Raw genomic sequence first — 18,791 nt, forward strand, 5'->3', positions numbered from 1 at the left:
TACCGGGCATTCGCTACCATCGCGACAGACACGACGAGAATTGCGGCATGTACATCTATCGACTGGTCCTGCTCCTGGTGGTGGGAATCTACCTGTTCTCCCCCGCCATCATGGATTGGTGGATCGACCCCAACGGCGCCTGGTACCGCCCCTACCTGCTGTGGCTGATCCTGATCGTGGTGACCTTCATTCTGCAGAGTCAACGCGATGCTGATGAGCTTTAGCCTCACCCAGCTGATCCTGATCAGCGCTGCCTACCTACTGGCCCTGTTCGGCGTGGCCTGGCTCAGTGACCGGGGCTTCGTCCCGCGCTGGATCATCCGCCACCCGCTGACCTACACCCTGTCCCTGGGTGTGTACGCCAGCGCCTGGGCCTTCTACGGCACCGTTGGGTTGGCCTACCAGTACGGCTACGGTTTCCTCGCCAGCTACCTCGGCGTTTCGGGTGCCTTTTTGCTGGCCCCTGTATTGCTCTATCCGATTCTGCGAATCACGCGCACCTACCAGCTTTCGTCCCTGGCCGACCTCTTCGCCTTCCGCTTCCGCAGCACCTGGGCCGGCGCGCTCACTACGGTGATCATGATCATCGGCGTACTGCCACTTCTGGCTCTGCAAATCCAGGCGGTAGCCGACTCCATCGGCATCCTCACCCGCGAACCGGTGCACAATCGCGTCGCCTTCAGCTTCTGCGCCCTGATCACGCTGTTCACCATTCTCTTCGGAGCACGCCACATCGCCACCCGCGAGAAGCACGCTGGCCTGGTGTTTGCCATCGCCTTCGAATCGGTGGTCAAGCTGGTGGCCCTGGGTGGTATCGGCTTCTACGCGCTCTATGGCGTCTTCGGCGGCCCGCGCGAACTGGAGTTGTGGTTGCTGCAGAATCAGGCAGCCCTCTCCACCCTGCACACGCCTTTGCAGGAAGGTCCGTGGCGCACGCTGCTGCTGGTGTTCTTCGCTTCGGCGATCGTCATGCCGCACATGTACCACATGACTTTCACCGAGAATATCAACCCACGCGCCATGGTCAGCGCGAGTTGGGGCCTTCCCCTCTTCCTGCTGCTGATGAGCCTGGCCATTCCGTTGATTCTCTGGGCCGGCCTCAAGCTTGGAGCCACCACCAACCCTGAATACTTCACCCTCGGTCTCGGTATCGCAGTCGATAACCCGGCGCTGGCCCTGCTCGCCTATGTCGGCGGACTGTCGGCGGCCAGTGGCCTGATCATAGTGCTTACCCTGGCGCTCTCCGGGATGGCCCTGAACCACCTGGTGCTACCGCTCTACCAGCCACCGGCAGAAGGCAACATCTACCGCTGGCTGAAGTGGACCCGCCGCGCGCTGATCGCCTTCATCATCATGGCCGGCTACGGCTTCTACCTGCTGCTGGGCGCCGAGCAGGACCTGTCAAACCTTGGCATCGTCGCCTTCGTCGCCACCCTGCAGTTCCTGCCTGGTGCGCTTTCGGTGCTCTACTGGCCGACCGCCAACCGCCGTGGCTTCATCGCTGGCCTGCTGGCGGGCTTCATCGTCTGGCTGTTCGCCATGCTGTTGCCACTGGTGGGCAACCTGCAAGGCGTGTACCTGCCGCTGTTCAATGCCATCTACGTCCTGGACGACACCAGTTGGCACATCGCAGCGATCGCCTCCCTGGCGGCCAACGTGCTGATCTTCACCCTGGTCTCGCTCTTCACCGAAGCCAGTCCGGAAGAGATCAGCGCCGCTGAAGCCTGCACCGTGGACAACGTGCGTCGCCCACAACGCCGCGAACTGGTGGCCAGCTCGCCGCAGGAGTTCGCCAGCCAACTGGCCAAGCCGCTGGGCGCCAAGACAGCACAGAAGGAAGTGGAACAGGCGCTGCGCGACCTGCACCTGCCCTTCGACGAACGTCGCCCCTACGCCCTGCGTCGCCTGCGCGACCGCATCGAAGCCAACCTCTCCGGCCTGATGGGGCCGAGCGTTGCCCAGGACATGGTGGAAACTTTCCTGCCCTACAAATCGGGCAGCGAAGGCTACGTCACTGAAGACATCCATTTCATCGAAAGCCGGCTGGAGGACTATCACTCGCGCCTCACGGGCCTGGCCGCCGAGCTGGACGCCCTGCGCCGCTACCACCGTCAGACCTTGCAAGAACTGCCCATGGGCGTCTGCTCACTGGCCAAGGACCAGGAGATCCTGATGTGGAACCGAGCCATGGAGGAACTGACCGAAATCCCCGCGCAACGCGTCGTCGGATCACGCCTGTCCACCATCGCCGAGCCTTGGAAAGGACTACTGGAAGGCTTCATCAACCTGCCCGACGAGCACCTGCACAAGCAGCGCCTGACCCTGGAGGGGCAGGTGCGCGCCCTCAATCTGCACAAGGCGGCGATTGAAGAACCTCTGGCCCCCGGTAGCAGCGGCCTGGTACTGCTGGTGGAGGATGTGACCGACACCCAGTTGCTGGAGGACAAGTTGGTGCACTCCGAGCGCCTGGCGTCCATCGGCCGCCTCGCGGCAGGGGTTGCTCACGAAATCGGCAATCCCATCACCGGCATCGCCTGCCTGGCGCAGAACCTGCGCGAAGAGCGCGAGGGTGATTCCGAGATCAAGGAACTGAGCAGCCAGATCCTCGAACAGACCAAGCGCGTCACCCGCATTGTCCAGTCACTGATGAGTTTCGCCCATGCCGGCGGCCGCCAGCAGGCCAGCGAGCCAGTGTGTCTGGCGGAGGTTGCGCAGGATGCCATCGGACTGCTTTCGCTGAACAAGCGCAGCATCGAGGTGAGTTTCTTCAACCTCTGCGATCCGCAGCACGTCGTCGAAGGCGACCCGCAGCGCCTTGCCCAGGTCCTGATCAATCTGCTGTCCAACGCCCGTGACGCTTCCCCAGTGGGTAGCGCCATCCGCGTGCGCAGCGAAGCCTCGGAGCACACTGTCGATCTCGTCGTGGAAGACGAGGGCAGCGGCATTCCAAGGGCAATCATGGACCGCCTGTTCGAACCCTTCTTCACCACCAAGGACCCAGGGAAAGGGACCGGCCTTGGCCTTGCACTGGTCTATTCGATCGTGGAAGAGCATTATGGACAGATAACCATCGAAAGCCCGGCCGACTCCGAGAGCCAGCGCGGCACCCGAATCAGGGTGACGCTGCCTCGTTTTGTCGAAGCGACATCCGCCGTGAGCTGAGACCGTCTAGAGAGCCGAATTAATGCCACATATTCTGATCGTCGAAGACGAAACCATCATTCGCTCCGCCCTGCGACGCCTACTGGAACGCAACCAGTATCAGGTCAGTGAGGCTGGCTCCGTACAGGAAGCCCAGGAGCGCTACAGCATTCCCGGTTTCGACCTGATCATCAGCGACCTTCGCCTGCCTGGCGCTCCCGGTACCGAACTGATCAAGCTGGCCCAAGGCACCCCCGTGCTGATCATGACCAGTTACGCCAGCCTGCGCTCGGCAGTGGATTCGATGAAGATGGGCGCGGTGGACTACATCGCCAAGCCCTTTGACCATGACGAAATGCTCCAGGCTGTCGCGCGCATCCTCAAGGAGCGCCAGGAAGCCAGATCGACTCCGAGCGAGCGCCCCAGTGCCGGCCGCGGCGGCGAGAAGGCCGCAGCTGCCAACGCCGATGGCGAGATTGGCATCATCGGCTCCTGCTCGGCGATGCTCGAGCTCTACAGCAAAATCCGCAAGGTCTCCCCGACCGACTCCACCGTGCTGATCCAGGGCGAGTCCGGCACCGGCAAGGAGCTGGTGGCCCGCGCCCTGCACAACCTTTCCCGTCGCGCCAAGGCGCCGCTGATTTCGGTGAACTGCGCGGCCATCCCGGAAACGTTGATCGAGTCGGAACTCTTCGGCCATGAGAAAGGCGCCTTCACTGGCGCCACCGCCGGCCGTGCCGGTCTGGTGGAAGCCGCCGACGGCGGCACCCTGTTCCTCGACGAGATCGGCGAGTTGCCGCTGGAAGCCCAGGCGCGTCTGCTACGGGTTCTGCAGGAAGGCGAAATCCGCCGCGTTGGCTCGGTGCAGTCGCAGAAGGTCGACGTGCGCCTCATCGCCGCCACCCACCGCGACCTCAAGACCCTGGCCAAAACTGGCCAGTTCCGCGAGGACCTCTATTACCGCCTGCACGTCATTTCCCTGAAACTGCCCGCCCTGCGTGAGCGCGGCAACGACGTACTGGAGATCGCTCGCTCTTTCCTGGCTCGTCAGTGCTCCCAGATGGGGCGCGAAAGCCTGCGCTTCGCAGCGGATGCCGAACAAGCGATCCGCCACTACAACTGGCCGGGTAACGTACGCGAGCTGGAAAACGCCATCGAGCGTGCAGTGATCCTGTGCGAGAGCCCGGACATTTCGGCGGAGCTGCTGGGTATCGACATCGAGCTGGACGATCTGGACGACCTCGACTTCAACGAAGCCGCGGCGCCAGCCCAGGCCAACAACACAGCCCACGAGCCCACCGAAGACCTTTCGCTCGAGGACTACTTCCAGCACTTCGTGCTGGAGCACCAGGACCACATGACTGAAACCGAACTGGCCCGCAAACTGGGGATCAGTCGCAAATGCCTATGGGAGCGCCGCCAGCGTCTGGGTATCCCTCGCCGCAAATCCGGCGCCGCAGCCGGGCCTTGAGCCCCCGACGAGGGTGACAGTACGGAAACACAACTGGTTCCGTGCGCTGTTACCCCGCCAAACATCGCGTAACAAAGCCGGGTTTAAAGGTAACGAAAACCCGGCTTTTTTTTGCCCTCCGATCCGCCACCGTCGCTCGCAAAGCCTTGATTTACAAGGAATCACAAAAGTTGGCACGACATCTGCTTTATCTCTGGCACAACAACAATAAGAAATGCTGAACCCCACAATAAAAACAAGACGTATCGACTCCAGCACAACAAAAACAAGACAGCGGAGGCGCAGCTAACTGATTCTTTTGGAGAGGAGTTGCCCTTGGGGCTCGCCCCACAGCCAGACCGAGAACAATAAAACTGTCCTGAGACAGCGCCCGTACTGGTTGGGTCATGGAATGATCAAGGCACCATCAGCGTCCAAAGCAATCCGTTTGCTATTAACCCTCGATTGGAGGGCATATCCAGAGGCGAAATGCCTGCTGGACCGGGTCGAACAACAAAAACACCAAGCCCGAAACAATAAAAACAAAGCACGCACCAATTTGGGGGGGAGCTTCGGCTCCCCCAGTAGCTTTGCCTCCTTTCAGACCTTTTCTTCTCCATCCCCCCTCCCAGTGCTAGAATCCGCGGCCATCGTGCGCCCATATCCTTTTCTGGCCGTCCATCCCGCAAAACAGTGCATCCCATGCTGAAGAAGCTGTTCCAGTCTTTCCGATCCCCCCTTCGCCGCGCTCAGCATCCGCGCAGCACTCCCGAAGTACTGGGCAATAATCAGCACTCGCTGCACCGCTCGGGTATCAGCCGCAACGCCGTGGTGGTGGTCGAGCGCCTGCAGAAGGCGGGTTATCAGGCCTACCTCGTTGGTGGCTGCGTCCGCGATCTGCTGCTAAACCTGCGCCCCAAGGATTTCGACGTGGCCACAAGCGCCACCCCGGAACAAGTGCGCGCCGAATTCCGCAATGCCCGGGTGATTGGCCGCCGCTTCAAACTGGCCCATGTGCAGTTCGGCCGGGAGATCATCGAAGTCGCCACCTTCCGCGCCAACCACCCGCAAGGTGAAGACGAGGAAGACAGCAACCAGGCCTCGCGTAACGAAAGCGGCCGCATCCTGCGCGACAACGTCTATGGCAGCCTGGAAGACGACGCACAGCGCCGCGACTTCACCATCAATGCGCTGTACTACGATCCGACCACCGAGCGCATCCTCGACTACGCCCACGGCGTGCACGACATCCGCAATCGCCTGGTGCGCCTGATCGGCATTCCAGAGCAGCGTTACCAGGAAGACCCGGTGCGCATGCTGCGCGCCGCGCGGTTCGCCGCCAAGCTGGACTTCGAGATCGAGAAACACAGCGCCGCTCCCATTCGCCGTCTGGCACCGATGCTGCGCGAAATTCCATCAGCGCGCCTGTTCGACGAAGTGCTCAAGCTGTTCCTCAGCGGCAAGGCCGAACGCACCTTCGAATTACTGGTGGAGTTCGACCTCTTCGCTCCGCTGTTCCCGGCCAGCGCCGCTGCGCTTGAACGAGACCCCGAGTACACCGGTAGACTGATCCGCCAGGCGCTGATCAACACCGACGAACGCATCCGCCAGCACAAACCCGTTACCCCGGCGTTCCTCTTCGCTGCACTGCTGTGGCCGGCCTTGCCCGCCCGCGCGGCGCAGCTGCAGGAGCGCGGCATGCCGCCGATCCCCGCGATGCAGGAAGCTGCCCACGGTCTGATCACGGAGCAGGTCCAGCGCACCGCCATTCCCAAGCGTTTCAGCATCCCGATCCGTGAGATCTGGGACATGCAGGAGCGCCTGCCGCGCCGAAGCGGGAAGCGCGCCGACCTGCTGCTGGAAAATCCGCGTTTCCGCGCCGGCTACGACTTCCTGCTGCTGCGCGAAAGCGCCGGCGAAAAAACCGATGGTCTGGGCGACTGGTGGACCGATTACCAGGACGCCAGCGACAGCCAGCGCCGCAATATGATCCGCGAACTGAGCGCCAAGGATGATCAGCAGCCGTCCGGCCAGCGTCGCCGTCGCGGTGGCAGCCGCCGCCGTCGCGGCCCACGCAGCGACAACACCCCCGGTACTCCGGGCGAGTAATCATGGAACGCGTGTACATCGGCCTCGGCAGCAATCTCGCCGACCCCGTCAGCCAGCTGCGTGGAGCCCTCGCGGCGATGGGCGACCTGCCCCGCACCCGGCTTGCTGCCGTGTCCTCGCTCTACGCCAGCGACCCGCTCGGCCCGGCGGACCAGCCCCGCTACGTCAACGCCGTCGCTGCTCTGGAAACAGAGCTCGCCCCGCTGGACCTTCTGGACGCCCTGCAAGTCATCGAGCTTGCGCAAGGGCGCGTACGCAAGGACGAGCGCTGGGGGCCACGCACCCTGGACCTGGACATCCTCCTGTTCGGCCAACACCGGATCGACGAGCCCCGGCTGCAGGTTCCGCACTACCACATGCATGCCCGTGCCTTTGTGCTCTACCCCCTGGCGGAGATTGCCGGCGACCTGCAGCTGCCCGATGGGCGCCCGTTGCAAAGCCTGCTGAGCGCCTGCCCCTTCGAAGGCCTCGAACGCCTGCCCGACTTGGCGGTAACGCCGTAACAGGTCGGTAACACCTGCAATTGACTTCATGCCCCCCCATCGGGACTATAAGCGTCCCGTTGCCCCGCGCCGGTGCAAACTGGCGCCGCTGAGGACGTTTTCATGCCTGATGTGACCCTGACCACCCTGCAAGAGCTCAAGCTGAAAGGCGAGAAGATCGCCATGCTGACAGCCTACGACGCCACTTTTGCCCGGGCCGCCTGCCAGGCCGGCGTAGATGTGCTCCTGGTGGGTGATTCTCTTGGCATGGTCCTGCAAGGCCATGACAGCACCCTGCCGGTCAGCGTGAGCGAAATGGCCTATCACACCGCGGCTGTGAAACGCGGTAACCAGGGCGCGCTGATCATCAGCGACCTGCCGTTCATGGCCTATGCCAACCTCGACCAGACCTTCGCCAACTCCGCCGCACTGATGCAGGCCGGTGCCCACATGGTGAAACTGGAAGGTGCCGCCTGGCTGGCCGAACCCATCCGTCTGCTGGCCGAGCGCGGCGTACCGGTATGCGCCCATCTGGGCCTGACCCCGCAAGCCGTGAACATCCTCGGCGGCTACAAGGTCCAGGGACGCCAGGAGGCTCAGGCGCGCCAACTGCGCGCCGACGCCATGGCCCTGGAACAAGCTGGCGCAGCGATGCTGCTGCTGGAATGTGTGCCCAGCGAACTGGCCGCAGAAATCACCCAGTCGGTGAAGATCCCGGTAATTGGCATCGGTGCCGGTAGCGCCACCGATGGCCAGGTTCTGGTCCTGCACGACATGCTTGGCCTGTCCCTCACCGGCCGTGCACCCAAGTTCGTGAAGAACTTCATGGAAGGCCAGACCAGCATCCAGGCAGCGATCGCTGCCTACGTCCAGGCCGTCAAGGACGTCTCCTTCCCCGCCGCCGAACACGGATTCTCCGCATGAACACCGTAAAGACCGTCCGAGAATTGCGCGCAGCCGTCGCCCGCGCGCGCAGTGAAGGCAAGCGCATCGGCTTCGTGCCGACGATGGGCAACCTCCACGCCGGACACGTCGCCCTGGTGGAAAAAGCCAGCCAGCGAGTCGACTTCGTGGTAGCAAGCATCTTCGTCAACCCGCTGCAGTTCGGCCCCAGCGAAGACCTGGCCAAGTATCCACGCACGCTGGTGTCCGACCAGGAAAAGCTGGTGGCCGCTGGCTGCCATCTGCTGTTCCATCCGGACGTGGAAGAGATGTACCCGGACGGGATGGACGGCCAGACCCGTGTAAATGTCCCGCTGGTGTCCGAAGGACTCTGTGGCGGTAGCCGCCCTGGCCATTTCGAAGGCGTCGCCACCGTGGTGAGCAAGCTGTTCAACATGGTCCAGCCCGATCTCGCGGTATTCGGCGAGAAGGATTTCCAGCAGTTGGCGGTCATCCGCAAGCTGGTGCGTGATCTGAACATGCCGATCCAGATCATGGGCGAGCCCACGGTGCGCGCCGAAGATGGTCTGGCCTTGTCGTCGCGCAATGGCTATCTGGACGACGCTCAGCGGGCGGCTGCTCCGGCGCTCTACCGCACCCTGCAGCAACTGGCATCTGCCATCCGCGCAGGACGCCGCGATTTCGCCGCACTGGAGCAGGAAGGCCAGGCCGAACTGACCAAGGCAGGTTTTCGCCCGGACTACCTCGAAGTCCGCGAAGCGCTGAACCTGCGCCCCGCAGGTGACAAGGACCAGCAGTTGGTCATCCTGGGCGCCGCCTTCATGGGCAACACCCGCCTGATCGACAACCTTGCCTTCAACCTCGAAGCGCAAGCCTGACCAACGCCCGTCATAGCCTTGAACCCCCTCGGGGGTTCGGGCAAACTCTGCCGCCGCCCGCATCCTGACGAGGAAAAGCCATGCACGCCATCATGCTCAAGGCCAAACTGCACCGCGCCGAAGTTACTCACGCCGTGCTCGACTACGAAGGCTCCTGCGCCATCGATGGTGAATGGCTCGATCTCTCTGGCATCCGCGAGTACGAACAGATTCAGATTTACAACGTCGACAACGGCGAGCGCTTCACCACCTACGCCATCCGCGCCGAGAATGGCTCTCGGATGATTTCGGTCAACGGCGCTGCGGCGCACAAGGCCAAGGTGGGTGATCGTGTGATCATCTGCGCCTACGCTCACTACAGCGAAGCCGAACTGGCCAATTTCAAACCGCGTATGCTGTACATGGCTCCGGGCAATGAACTCAGCCACACCAGCAACGCGATTCCGGTACAGGTCGCCTGAGACCGGGATACAGAATGACCCGAAGCCCGGACTTTTCCGGGCTTTTTCATAAGTCGCACACAGGTACGCCATGGATCACCACCTGACGCCGCTCGATGTCACTCAACTGCCCACCTGGACCGTGCTCCGCCAGCATCGCCAGGAACTTGCCGGTTTCAGCCTGCGCCAGGCCTTCGCCGAAAACCCTGAGCGCTTCAAGCAGTTCAGCCACAGCGCCTGCGGCCTGCTGCTGGACTTCTCGAAGAACCTGATCCGTACCGACACCCTGAACCTGCTGGTCAAGCTGGCGGAAGAAGCCCAGCTCGGCGACGCCATCAAGGCCATGTTCCGTGGTGATGTGATCAACGCGTCCGAGCAGCGTCCGGTATTACACACGGCGTTGCGTCGTCCCATTGGCGACAAGGTGCGGGTAGAAGGCGTCGACGTGATGCCGGAGGTGCATCGCGTCCTGCACCAGATGACCGAACTGGTGGGCTACGTGCACAACGGTCTGTGGCGTGGCTACACCGAGAGACCCATCACCGACGTGGTGAATATCGGTATCGGCGGTTCGTTCCTCGGCCCGCAACTGGTCTCCGAAGCACTGCTGCCCTTCGCCCAGAAAGGTGTGCGCTGCCACTACCTGGCGAACATCGACGGCAGCGAGTTCCGCGAACTGGCCTGCCGACTGAACGCCGAGACCACGCTGTTCATCGTCTCCAGCAAGTCCTTCGGCACCCTGGAAACCCTGAAGAACGCCCAAGCCGCCCGAGCCTGGTACCTGGCCCAGGGCGGCAGCGAAGAGGAGCTGTACCGGCACTTCATCGCGGTTTCCAGCAACAAGGAAGCTGCGGTGGCATTCGGCATCCGCGAAGAAAATATCTTCCCCATGTGGGACTGGGTCGGCGGTCGCTATTCGCTTTGGTCCGCCATTGGCCTGCCGATCGCCATGTCCATCGGCATCTCCAACTTCAAGGAACTGCTCTCCGGCGCCTACAGCATGGACCAGCACTTCCAGAGCACACCGTTTGATCGCAACATCCCGGTGATCCTCGGCCTGCTTGGTGTCTGGTATGGCGATTTCTGGGGCGCCCGCAGCCACGCGATCCTGCCCTACGACTACTACCTGCGGAACTTCACCGACCACCTGCAGCAGCTGGACATGGAATCCAACGGCAAGAGCGTGCGTCAAGATGGCACCCCGGTCACCGCTGGCACTGGCCCGGTGATCTGGGGCGGCGTCGGCTGCAACGGCCAGCACGCTTATCACCAGTTGCTGCACCAGGGCACCCAGCTGATTCCGGCGGACTTCATTGTCCCGGTGTCCAGCTACAACCCGGTGGCCGACCACCACCAGTGGCTTTTCGCCAACTGCCTGTCCCAGAGTCAGGCGCTGATGCTCGGCAAATCCCGCGAGGAGGCTGAGGCCGAATTGCGCGCCAAAGGATTGCCGGAAGACGAAGTGCAGCGCCTGGCGCCGCACAAGGTCGTGCCCGGCAACCGGCCGAGCAATACCCTGGTGGTGGAACGCATCAGCCCTCGCCGTCTGGGCGCACTGATCGCCATGTACGAGCACAAGGTCTACGTACAGAGCGTACTCTGGGGCATCAATGCCTTTGACCAATGGGGCGTGGAGCTCGGCAAGGAACTGGGCAAGACGGTCTACTCGCGCCTCACTGGCCAGGACGAAGCCCAGGCCGAGGATGGCTCGACTCAGGGCCTGATCGACTTCTTCCGCGCACGCCATCGCGGTTAACCCATATCGCTCCCACAAGCCGTATCGTGCCTTGTGGGAGCGAAATCATTCGCAAATCCACCCTTACCGGCAAAACCGCTGCCGATACTCGCTCGGCGTTACTCCCAAGGCCTGAACGAAGGCCCTGCGCAGGTTGTACTCGCTGCCGAACCCGGTCTTCTCCGCCGTACGCTTGAGCGATGGCGCCCCCGCCTCCAGCAGTCGACAGGCCTCTTCAAGACGTAGCTGGAACAGTAGCTTCGCCGGCGTCATGCCCAGTTCCGCCTGGCAATGCCGGTGCAAGGTGCGTGGAGAGACCGCGGCCCTCGCCGCCATAGCTTCGATATCCAGCTCCTGGTGCAGTCGACCACGAAGCCAATGGACCAATTGCTCCAGCAAACCACCTTCAGGCGCCTGCTGCGCCAACAGTTCGGCGCTGAACTGCCGCTGTCCTCCCGGCCGGCGCAGGTACATGACCAGCCCCTTGGCCACCTGCAACGACAGTGCGCGGCCATGATCTTCCTCCACCAGGCTCAGGCAGAGGTCCATTCCAGCGGTCACGCCCGCTGAGCTGTAGAAGTCCCCGTCACGGACGAACAGTGCGTCCTGCTGCACCCGCAATTTCGGGAATAGCCGCTGCAGTAGCGAGGCGTACTTCCAGTGAGTCACCACGGAGCGGTCATCCAGTAGCCCGGCCTGCGCCAGCAGGAAAGCCCCTGTACAGACCGAACAGCAACGCGCCGCAACAGGTCCGGCCTCCCTCAGCCAACGCGCCAGCACGCCCTGTCCCATCACCCGCTGTATGCCGAAGCCGCCCGCCACCACCAACGTGCACCCGGCCAGGCTGGTTGGTTCGGGCAAGGCTTCGGTCATCAACTCGAGCCCAGTGCTGGAACGCACCAGTCCACCATTGGCGGAAATGCCCCGCAGCACGTAGGGCACGCCCAACTGCTTCGGAAGGTGCTCGGCCACCGCAGCGAATACGTCCGCCGGACCGGTGGCATCCAGCAACTGGAATTCGGGAAAAACCAACAGCAGTACGTTATGAGGAGGCTGCATGCGGGGGCGCTCGACGGCAGGATTGGCAGATATTCACTCATAGCTGTCATTCAGGACACCTGCCCGCGCGCCAGACTGGAATCCCCGTCTCGGAGAAGGCCCATGCGAGCGCTACTGCTGATCTTGCTGCTGCACATCCCCCTGCTTGGGCTGGCGGAAACGCTCCAGTCCTACCACCCGCATGCCGGACGCGAGCAGCCGCTGGTGGCTGTGGTCGGCGAGAACCGCATGACCGAGCTGGTGGACTTCATGGTGCCCTTCGGACTGCTCAGCCGCGCCGGAGTAGCCAAGGTGGTCGCCCTGTCCACCCGCAAAGGGCCGCTGCAGTTGATGCCGGCGCTGAAGGTCGAAGCCCAGGCGACCACTGCCGAGTTTGAACAGGACTACCCGGAGGGGGCGGACTACCTGATCGTCCCTGCCGTGCACCATAGCGACGATCCCATACTCACTGCTTTCGTCGCCGATCAGGCCGCCAGGGGGGCCACCATCGTCGGCATTTGCGACGGTGTACTGGTATTGGGCCACGCCGGCCTGCTCCATGGCCGTCGGGCCACCGGTCACTGGTATTCGAAGGCGCAGCGCGAAGAGGACTTCCCCGACACCCGTTGGCAGGTCAACCGCCGCTACGTGGTGGATGGCAAGCTGGTGACCAGCTCAGGCGTCAGCGCCGCACTGCCTGTGTCCCTGGCCCTGGTACAAGCGATTGCCGGTGAGGCGAAGACGATCGCCTTCGCACGCGAGATCGGCCTGGCCGGCTGGTCCGCCGAGCACCAGAGCCAGACATTTGCCTTTGGCCCCGGCGGTTACCTGACGGCGGTGGCAAACTACCTGGCCTTCTGGCGCCACGAAACCCTGACCTTGGCGCTGCGGCCAGGACTCGATGAAGCCTCCCTCGCATTGCGCGCCGATGCATGGGCCCGCAGTTTCCGCACCGACGTGCTGGCCGTCGGCGATGGGCCGGTTCGCACTCGTCACGGCCTGGTGCTGCTACCCGATGCGTCCATGGGAGGAAAATCGGCCCTCCCCGACAGCAACGCGCCGCCCGGTCAGGTGCTGGACGAAACTCTGGACGACATCGTCGCGCGCTACGGCGGCGCCACTGCCACCTTCGTCGCCGCCCAGCTGGAATATCCGCGTCGCTGAACGATCTGGCGGGCACCGGGTTCAAAACTCCATGGACAACCCTTGAACCCGGCGACGGCTTGGATGCACCCTTGTCGCCATCTCGGCTCTACAACAACAAGGACCCGCCATGTACGAGATCAGCCTTCACCCCGTGCCGGACGCCGTGCGCAAGCACGCCCTCGTCGACAACGATGCCTACCTGCGCCTGTACCAGCAGTCCGTGGAGCAGCCCGAGCTGTTCTGGAGCGAGCAGGCCACCAGCTTCCTCACCTGGTTCAAGCCCTGGGACCAGTTGCATCATAGCGACCTTGCGAAAGGCGAGGCCGAGTGGTTCAAGGGCGGCAAGCTGAACGTCGCCTACAACTGCATCGATCGCCACCTGGAGCAGCGAGGCGAGCAGGTTGCCATCATCTGGGAAGGTGACAATCCCAGCGAATCCGCGCAGATCACCTACCGCAAGCTGCACAGCCATGTGGCCCGCCTGGCCAATGTGCTGAAGAGTCGTGGCGTGAAGAAAGGCGACCGGGTCTGCATCTACATGCCGATGATTCCCGAGGCGGCCTACGCCATGCTCGCCTGTGCGCGCATTGGCGCCGTGCACTCGGTGGTGTTCGGCGGCTTTTCCCCGGATGCCCTGCGTGACCGCATCCTTGATGCCGACTGCCGCACAGTGATCACCGCCGACGAAGGTGTTCGCGGCGGCAAATACGTCCCGCTGAAACAGAACGTCGACAAGGCCCTGAAAGACTGCCCGAACGTATCCTCGGTGCTGGTGGTCCAGCGCACCGAAGGCAAGATCGACTGGCAGGACGGGCGCGACCTCTGGTACCACGAGGCCCTGCGCGGCGCCAGCGAGGATTGCCCGCCGGAATGGATGGATGCCGAAGACCCGCTGTTCATCCTCTACACGTCCGGTTCCACCGGAAAACCCAAGGGCGTGCTGCATACCACCGGCGGCTACCTGCTGGGCGCAGCGATGACCCACAAGTACGTGTTCGACTATCACGAAGGCGAGATCTACTGGTGCACCGCGGACGTGGGCTGGGTCACCGGCCACAGCTACATCGTCTATGGCCCGCTGGCCAACGCCGCTACCACCCTGATGTTCGAGGGAGTGCCCAACTACCCCGACGCCTCGCGCTTCTGGCAAGTGATCGACAAGCACCAGGTGAATATCTTCTACACCGCTCCCACCGCCATCCGCGCCCTGATGCGCGAAGGCGAGGAACCGGTGAAGAAGACCTCCCGGTCCAGCCTGCGCCTGCTTGGCAGCGTCGGCGAACCGATCAACCCGGAAGCCTGGGAGTGGTATTACAACGTAGTGGGCGACTGCCGCTGCCCCATCGTCGACACCTGGTGGCAGACCGAAACCGGCAGCATCCTCATTACCCCGCTGCCCGGCGCCACTGCCCTGAAGCCCGGCTCGGCCACTCGCCCCTTCTTCGGCGTGCAGCCGGTGCTGCTGGATGATAAAGGCAAGGAAATCGACGGCGCCGGCTCGGGCGTACTGGCGATCAAGGCCAGCTGGCCGAGCCAGATCCGTAGTGTCTACGGCGACCACAAGCGAATGATCGACACCTACTTTGCAGCCTATCCCGGCTACTACTTCACCGGTGACGGCGCCCGGCGCGATGAGGACGGCTACTACTGGATCACTGGCCGCGTCGACGACGTCATCAACGTTTCCGGCCACCGCATCGGCACCGCCGAAGTGGAAAGCGCCCTGGTGCTGCATGACGCCGTGGCAGAGGCCGCCGTAGTGGGTTACCCGCACGACCTCAAAGGACAGGGCATCTACGCCTTCGTTACGCCAATGAAGGGCCTGGAACCGACCGAGGAACTGAAGAAAGAACTACTGGCCCTGGTCAGCAAGGAAATCGGCAGCTTCGCCAAGCCCGAACTGATCCAGTGGGCGCCGGGCCTGCCCAAGACCCGCTCGGGCAAGATCATGCGCCGCATTTTGCGCAAGATTGCCTGCAACGAGCTGGATAACCTCGGCGATACCTCCACCCTGGCCGACCCGTCGGTGGTGCAGAACCTGATCGACAAACGCCTCAACCAGTAAGCCCTGTCAAGGCGCCAGTCTCCTCGGGGGCTGGCGCCTTTCGCTTGGAAGCCCTCGCTGCATGGAATTCATTCGCCGCCGCATCGAAAGCCAGATCATCGGCCTCACCGGTCTAGCCCTCGGCCAGCTCGATTTCGAAAACCCCAAGGGTGATCCAGGCCTCTTCGGCCCAGACTCTGTGACCTGGAAGGTTCACGGCGATTTCACCTCGATGATGATCGGCGGCATCAGCGCCTTGCTCTTGCAGATGCTGCATCCCCTGGCGCTTTCCGGCGTATGGGACCACTCCAATTTCCGCGCGGACATGCTCGGCCGCCTGCGCCGCACCGGCCAGTTCATCTCCGGTACCACCTATGGCACCCGCAAGGACGCCGACTGGCTGATCGACAAGGTCCGCACCATCCATATGCAGGTGGTCGGCACCGCTCCGGACGGCCGCTCCTATGCCGCCAGCGACCCGGCTTTGCTGACCTGGGTGCACGTGGCCGAAGTGAGCTGCTTCCTCAAGGCTCACCTGCGCTACCTGAACCCTCAGCTTTCCGGTGAAGAACAGGACCGCTACTACGCTGAGATCGCCCTGGTGGCTGAACGACTCGGTGCGCAGGACGTACCGAAGTCCCGCCAGCAAGTGGCGGACTATCTGGAGGCGATGCGCCCGCAGCTTGCCTGCGATGACCGCAGCCGGGAAGTAGTGCGAGTTCTCCTCGGCGCCCCGTCACCCAGCGCGGTGGCCAAACCCTTTGGTGTGCTGATGATGCAGGCCGGCATCGACCTGATGCCGGACTGGGCCAGTGCCATGCTCGGCCTCTACCAGCGCCCCTGGCAGCGCCGCGTGGTGCGTGATCTGGTCTGGCGGGTAGCACCGCTGCTGCGCTGGGCCATGCGCAATGGCGCTGTCCATCGTGCGCGCCGCCGTATGGGGCTGCCCCCCCGTTGAGAGTGTGGTCCGACCAAATTCCCTGTGCGACGATTGCGGCTTGCTCGGTCATTGCCTGCCCCAATTCACAGCTGTGAGGACAGATCCATGCAAGACGTCGTAATCGTTGCCGCCACCCGCACCGCCATCGGCAGCTTCCAGGGCTCCCTGGCGAACATTCCTGCGCCCGAGCTGGGAGCCGCCGTGATTCGCCAGTTGCTGGCGCAAAGCGGCCTCAAGGGCGAGCAGGTCGATGAAGTGATCCTGGGCCAGGTGCTCACCGCCGGGTCCGGCCAAAATCCGGCACGCCAGGCTGCTATCCTCGCCGGCCTGCCCCATGCGGTTCCAGCCATGACCCTGAACAAGGTCTGCGGCTCCGGCCTAAAGGCGCTGCACCTGGCAGCCCAGGCCATCCGCTGTGGCGACGCCGAGGTGATCATCGCTGGCGGCCAGGAAAACATGAGCCTGGCGCCCTACGTCATGCCAGGTGCCCGTACCGGCCTGCGCATGGGTCACGCCAAGCTGGTGGACACCATGATCCAGGATGGCCTTTGGGATGCCTTCAACGACTACCACATGGGCATTACCGCCGAGAATCTGGTGGAGAAGTACGGCCTGAACCGCGAACAGCAGGACAGCTTTGCCGCCGCCTCCCAGCAGAAGGCCGCGGCCGCTATCGAGTCCGGGCGCTTCAAAGATGAGATCACCCCCATTCTGATCCCGCAGAAGAAAGGCGATCCGGTTGCCTTCTCCACCGACGAGCAGCCACGCGCCGGCACCACTGCCGAAGCCCTGGCCAAACTCAAGCCTGCGTTCAAGAAAGACGGCAGCGTCACCGCCGGCAACGCGTCGACCCTCAACGACGGTGCCGCCGCCGTACTGCTGATGAGTGAGGAAAAGGCCAAGGCCCTGGGCCTGCCGGTGCTGGCCCGCATCGCGGCCTATGCCAATGCTGGTGTCGACCCGGCGATCATGGGCATCGGCCCGGTATCTGCCACCCGCCGTTGCCTGGAAAAGGCGGGCTGGAACCTGACCGACCTGGACCTGATCGAGGCCAATGAAGCCTTCGCCGCACAGTCCCTTTCGGTTGGCAAGGAGCTGGGCTGGGACACCACAAAGGTCAACGTCAATGGCGGCGCCATCGCCCTCGGCCATCCCATCGGTGCCTCCGGCTGCCGCGTACTCGTGACCCTGCTGCACGAAATGCTCAAGCGCGATGCGAAGAAAGGCCTGGCGACCCTCTGCATCGGCGGCGGCCAAGGCGTGGCCCTGGCCATCGAGCGCTGATCCAACTCGTAGGTTGGCGCGCAGGGCGAAGCCCAACATATCGCCCCCTATCGGGGCGCCAACCTACGAAAGCCCAACCCGCTCTCGTTTGTTAAACTGCGCGCCCCTTTTTGCGAGACGCCGCGCATGTCCTCCGCTCTCATCCAGGCGCTGCGCGCCGCCCTCGATGCCCGCCAGCCGCTGCTGGCCGAGCTCCATGCCCAGGACACCGATTGCTACCGGCTGTTCCATGGCAGCCAGGAAGGCGCACCGGGCCTGACCGTCGACCGCTACGGCCCCCAGCTGATGGTGCAGAGCTTTCACCAGCCACTGGAGCGCGGCCCCTTGCTGGATCTGGCTGCCGCGGTAAACGAGGTTCTCGGCGAGAAGCTGCTGCTGGTCTACAACGACCGCTCCCAGGGCAATTCACGCGTTGATCGCCACGACCCGGTTTATCAGGCTGAACCGGCTGCCCTGGAAGACCTCGTGGGTCGCGAGTGGGGCCTGAACTACCGGGTACGCGGCCGCCATGCGGGGCAGGACCCGCTACTCTTCCTCGACCTGCGCAACGCCCGTGGCTGGGTCAAGGACAACAGTGCCGGCAAGTCCGTGCTCAACCTTTTCGCCTACACCTGCGGAGTTGGCGTCTGCGCTGCCGGCGGCGGCGCAAGCGAGGTGTGGAACCTGGACTTCGCCGAGGGCAATCTCGCGGTCGGCCGTGAAAACGGAGCCCTGAACCCGAGCCTGGCCCCCATGCGCTTTGTGCAATCGGACTACTTCCCGGCGATCCGCCAACTGGCCGGGCAGCCCATCGCCCGCCGCCACGGCCAGAAACTGCCCAGTTACCCGCGCCTGGAGCAGCGCCAGTTCGACCTGGTATTCCTCGACCCGCCCGCCTGGGCCAAGAGCGCCTTCGGAACCGTGGACTTGCTGCGCGACTATCAGAGCCTGCTCAAGCCGGCCCTGCTGGCCACCGAGGATGGCGGCGTGCTGGTGTGCAACAACAACCTGGCCAAAGTGGATATGGAGGACTGGCGCGAACTGGTGCTGCGTTGCGCGAGCAAACTGGGCCGCCCAGTCCGCGACTGCCAGCAATTGGCACCCGCCGCCGACTTCCCCTCCCGAGATGCGCGCCCACCGCTCAAGACCTTGATCCTGCAGCTCTGAAAGCCGTTCGGTAACGAGAGCCAGCCGTCAGGCGGAACCCTGAGGCCGTGCCATA

General features: G+C 63.5%; 15 protein-coding genes. 14 read left to right on the forward strand and 1 reads right to left on the reverse strand.

Annotated elements, in window-relative coordinates; translation table 11 throughout:
- Positions 1-47: 47 nt before the first annotated feature.
- From E8E75_RS03380 to pgi, 9 genes are all read left to right on the forward strand, one after another.
- Positions 48-224: a hypothetical protein gene (locus E8E75_RS03380; protein WP_003095129.1), complete on the forward strand. Its 177-nt coding sequence runs from the start codon at positions 48-50 to the stop codon at positions 222-224.
- Positions 208-3,162: a sensor histidine kinase gene (locus E8E75_RS03385; protein WP_162945871.1), complete on the forward strand. Its 2,955-nt coding sequence runs from the start codon at positions 208-210 to the stop codon at positions 3,160-3,162. The genes E8E75_RS03380 and E8E75_RS03385 overlap by 17 nt, the downstream gene beginning before the upstream one ends.
- Before the next feature lie 22 nt (positions 3,163-3,184).
- Entirely contained in the window at positions 3,185-4,612 is a 1,428-nt protein-coding gene (locus E8E75_RS03390) for a sigma-54 dependent transcriptional regulator (RefSeq protein WP_153920498.1), read from the forward strand.
- Positions 4,613-5,293: 681 nt separating this feature from the next.
- Positions 5,294-6,700 carry a polynucleotide adenylyltransferase PcnB gene (locus E8E75_RS03395; protein WP_153920500.1) on the forward strand — a complete coding sequence of 469 codons (1,407 nt, stop codon included), beginning with the start codon at positions 5,294-5,296 and terminating at the stop codon, positions 6,698-6,700.
- A 2-nt stretch (positions 6,701-6,702) separates the two neighbouring features.
- Positions 6,703-7,203 carry a 2-amino-4-hydroxy-6-hydroxymethyldihydropteridine diphosphokinase gene (gene folK / locus E8E75_RS03400; protein WP_120654533.1) on the forward strand — a complete coding sequence of 167 codons (501 nt, stop codon included), beginning with the start codon at positions 6,703-6,705 and terminating at the stop codon, positions 7,201-7,203.
- 102 nt (positions 7,204-7,305) lie between these two features.
- A complete protein-coding gene (gene panB, locus E8E75_RS03405; RefSeq protein WP_120654532.1) occupies positions 7,306-8,106 on the forward strand; it encodes a 3-methyl-2-oxobutanoate hydroxymethyltransferase in 801 nt (266 codons plus the stop codon).
- Positions 8,103-8,963: a pantoate--beta-alanine ligase gene (panC, locus tag E8E75_RS03410; protein WP_153920502.1), complete on the forward strand. Its 861-nt coding sequence runs from the start codon at positions 8,103-8,105 to the stop codon at positions 8,961-8,963. The genes panB and panC overlap by 4 nt, the downstream gene beginning before the upstream one ends.
- An 80-nt stretch (positions 8,964-9,043) precedes the next feature.
- Positions 9,044-9,424, forward strand: coding sequence for an aspartate 1-decarboxylase (gene panD / locus E8E75_RS03415; RefSeq protein WP_028630028.1), 381 nt, complete (start codon positions 9,044-9,046; stop codon positions 9,422-9,424).
- A gap of 70 nt (positions 9,425-9,494) precedes the next feature.
- Positions 9,495-11,159, forward strand: coding sequence for a glucose-6-phosphate isomerase (pgi, locus tag E8E75_RS03420; protein WP_153920504.1), 1,665 nt, complete (start codon positions 9,495-9,497; stop codon positions 11,157-11,159).
- A 63-nt stretch (positions 11,160-11,222) separates the two neighbouring features.
- Here pgi and E8E75_RS03425 read toward each other — a convergent pair whose 3' ends face one another.
- Positions 11,223-12,197 (reverse strand): helix-turn-helix domain-containing protein, encoded by a 975-nt coding sequence (locus E8E75_RS03425; RefSeq protein WP_120654529.1) that lies wholly within the window; start codon positions 12,195-12,197, stop codon positions 11,223-11,225.
- A 102-nt stretch (positions 12,198-12,299) separates the two neighbouring features.
- Between E8E75_RS03425 and E8E75_RS03430 the strand changes: the two genes are divergently transcribed.
- The 5 genes from E8E75_RS03430 (at position 12,300) to E8E75_RS03450 (ending at position 18,736) form a co-directional block, all read left to right on the forward strand.
- Positions 12,300-13,340, forward strand: a complete 1,041-nt coding sequence (locus E8E75_RS03430; RefSeq protein ID WP_280358028.1) for a DJ-1/PfpI family protein — start codon at positions 12,300-12,302, stop codon at positions 13,338-13,340.
- Between the two features lie 109 nt (positions 13,341-13,449).
- On the forward strand, positions 13,450-15,387 hold the full coding sequence (gene acs / locus E8E75_RS03435; RefSeq protein ID WP_120654528.1) for an acetate--CoA ligase: 1,938 nt from the start codon (positions 13,450-13,452) through the stop codon (positions 15,385-15,387).
- 61 nt (positions 15,388-15,448) lie between these two features.
- Positions 15,449-16,324: an oxygenase MpaB family protein gene (locus tag E8E75_RS03440; protein WP_153920508.1), complete on the forward strand. Its 876-nt coding sequence runs from the start codon at positions 15,449-15,451 to the stop codon at positions 16,322-16,324.
- Between the two features lie 87 nt (positions 16,325-16,411).
- A complete protein-coding gene (locus E8E75_RS03445; protein WP_153920510.1) occupies positions 16,412-17,590 on the forward strand; it encodes an acetyl-CoA C-acetyltransferase in 1,179 nt (392 codons plus the stop codon).
- A 126-nt stretch (positions 17,591-17,716) separates the two neighbouring features.
- Positions 17,717-18,736, forward strand: a complete 1,020-nt coding sequence (locus tag E8E75_RS03450) for a class I SAM-dependent methyltransferase (RefSeq protein WP_153920512.1) — start codon at positions 17,717-17,719, stop codon at positions 18,734-18,736.
- The last annotated feature ends 55 nt before the right edge of the window (positions 18,737-18,791 follow it).

Source organism: Pseudomonas sp. BN606, assembly GCF_029873115.1.
Lineage (GTDB): Bacteria > Pseudomonadota > Gammaproteobacteria > Pseudomonadales > Pseudomonadaceae > Metapseudomonas.

What these genes read in the sequence shown, in the direction of transcription:
- E8E75_RS03380 (WP_003095129.1), top strand. Translation starts at nt 48, where the DNA reads ATGTACATCTATCGACTGGTCCTGCTCCTGGTGGTGGGAATCTACCTG.
- E8E75_RS03385 (WP_162945871.1), top strand. Translation starts at nt 208, where the DNA reads ATGCTGATGAGCTTTAGCCTCACCCAGCTGATCCTGATCAGCGCTGCC.
- E8E75_RS03390 (WP_153920498.1), top strand. Translation starts at nt 3,185, where the DNA reads ATGCCACATATTCTGATCGTCGAAGACGAAACCATCATTCGCTCCGCC.
- E8E75_RS03395 (WP_153920500.1), top strand. Translation starts at nt 5,294, where the DNA reads ATGCTGAAGAAGCTGTTCCAGTCTTTCCGATCCCCCCTTCGCCGCGCT.
- folK (WP_120654533.1), top strand. Translation starts at nt 6,703, where the DNA reads ATGGAACGCGTGTACATCGGCCTCGGCAGCAATCTCGCCGACCCCGTC.
- panB (WP_120654532.1), top strand. Translation starts at nt 7,306, where the DNA reads ATGCCTGATGTGACCCTGACCACCCTGCAAGAGCTCAAGCTGAAAGGC.
- panC (WP_153920502.1), top strand. Translation starts at nt 8,103, where the DNA reads ATGAACACCGTAAAGACCGTCCGAGAATTGCGCGCAGCCGTCGCCCGC.
- panD (WP_028630028.1), top strand. Translation starts at nt 9,044, where the DNA reads ATGCACGCCATCATGCTCAAGGCCAAACTGCACCGCGCCGAAGTTACT.
- pgi (WP_153920504.1), top strand. Translation starts at nt 9,495, where the DNA reads ATGGATCACCACCTGACGCCGCTCGATGTCACTCAACTGCCCACCTGG.
- E8E75_RS03425 (WP_120654529.1), bottom strand. Translation starts at nt 12,197, where the DNA reads ATGCAGCCTCCTCATAACGTACTGCTGTTGGTTTTTCCCGAATTCCAG.
- E8E75_RS03430 (WP_280358028.1), top strand. Translation starts at nt 12,300, where the DNA reads ATGCGAGCGCTACTGCTGATCTTGCTGCTGCACATCCCCCTGCTTGGG.
- acs (WP_120654528.1), top strand. Translation starts at nt 13,450, where the DNA reads ATGTACGAGATCAGCCTTCACCCCGTGCCGGACGCCGTGCGCAAGCAC.
- E8E75_RS03440 (WP_153920508.1), top strand. Translation starts at nt 15,449, where the DNA reads ATGGAATTCATTCGCCGCCGCATCGAAAGCCAGATCATCGGCCTCACC.
- E8E75_RS03445 (WP_153920510.1), top strand. Translation starts at nt 16,412, where the DNA reads ATGCAAGACGTCGTAATCGTTGCCGCCACCCGCACCGCCATCGGCAGC.
- E8E75_RS03450 (WP_153920512.1), top strand. Translation starts at nt 17,717, where the DNA reads ATGTCCTCCGCTCTCATCCAGGCGCTGCGCGCCGCCCTCGATGCCCGC.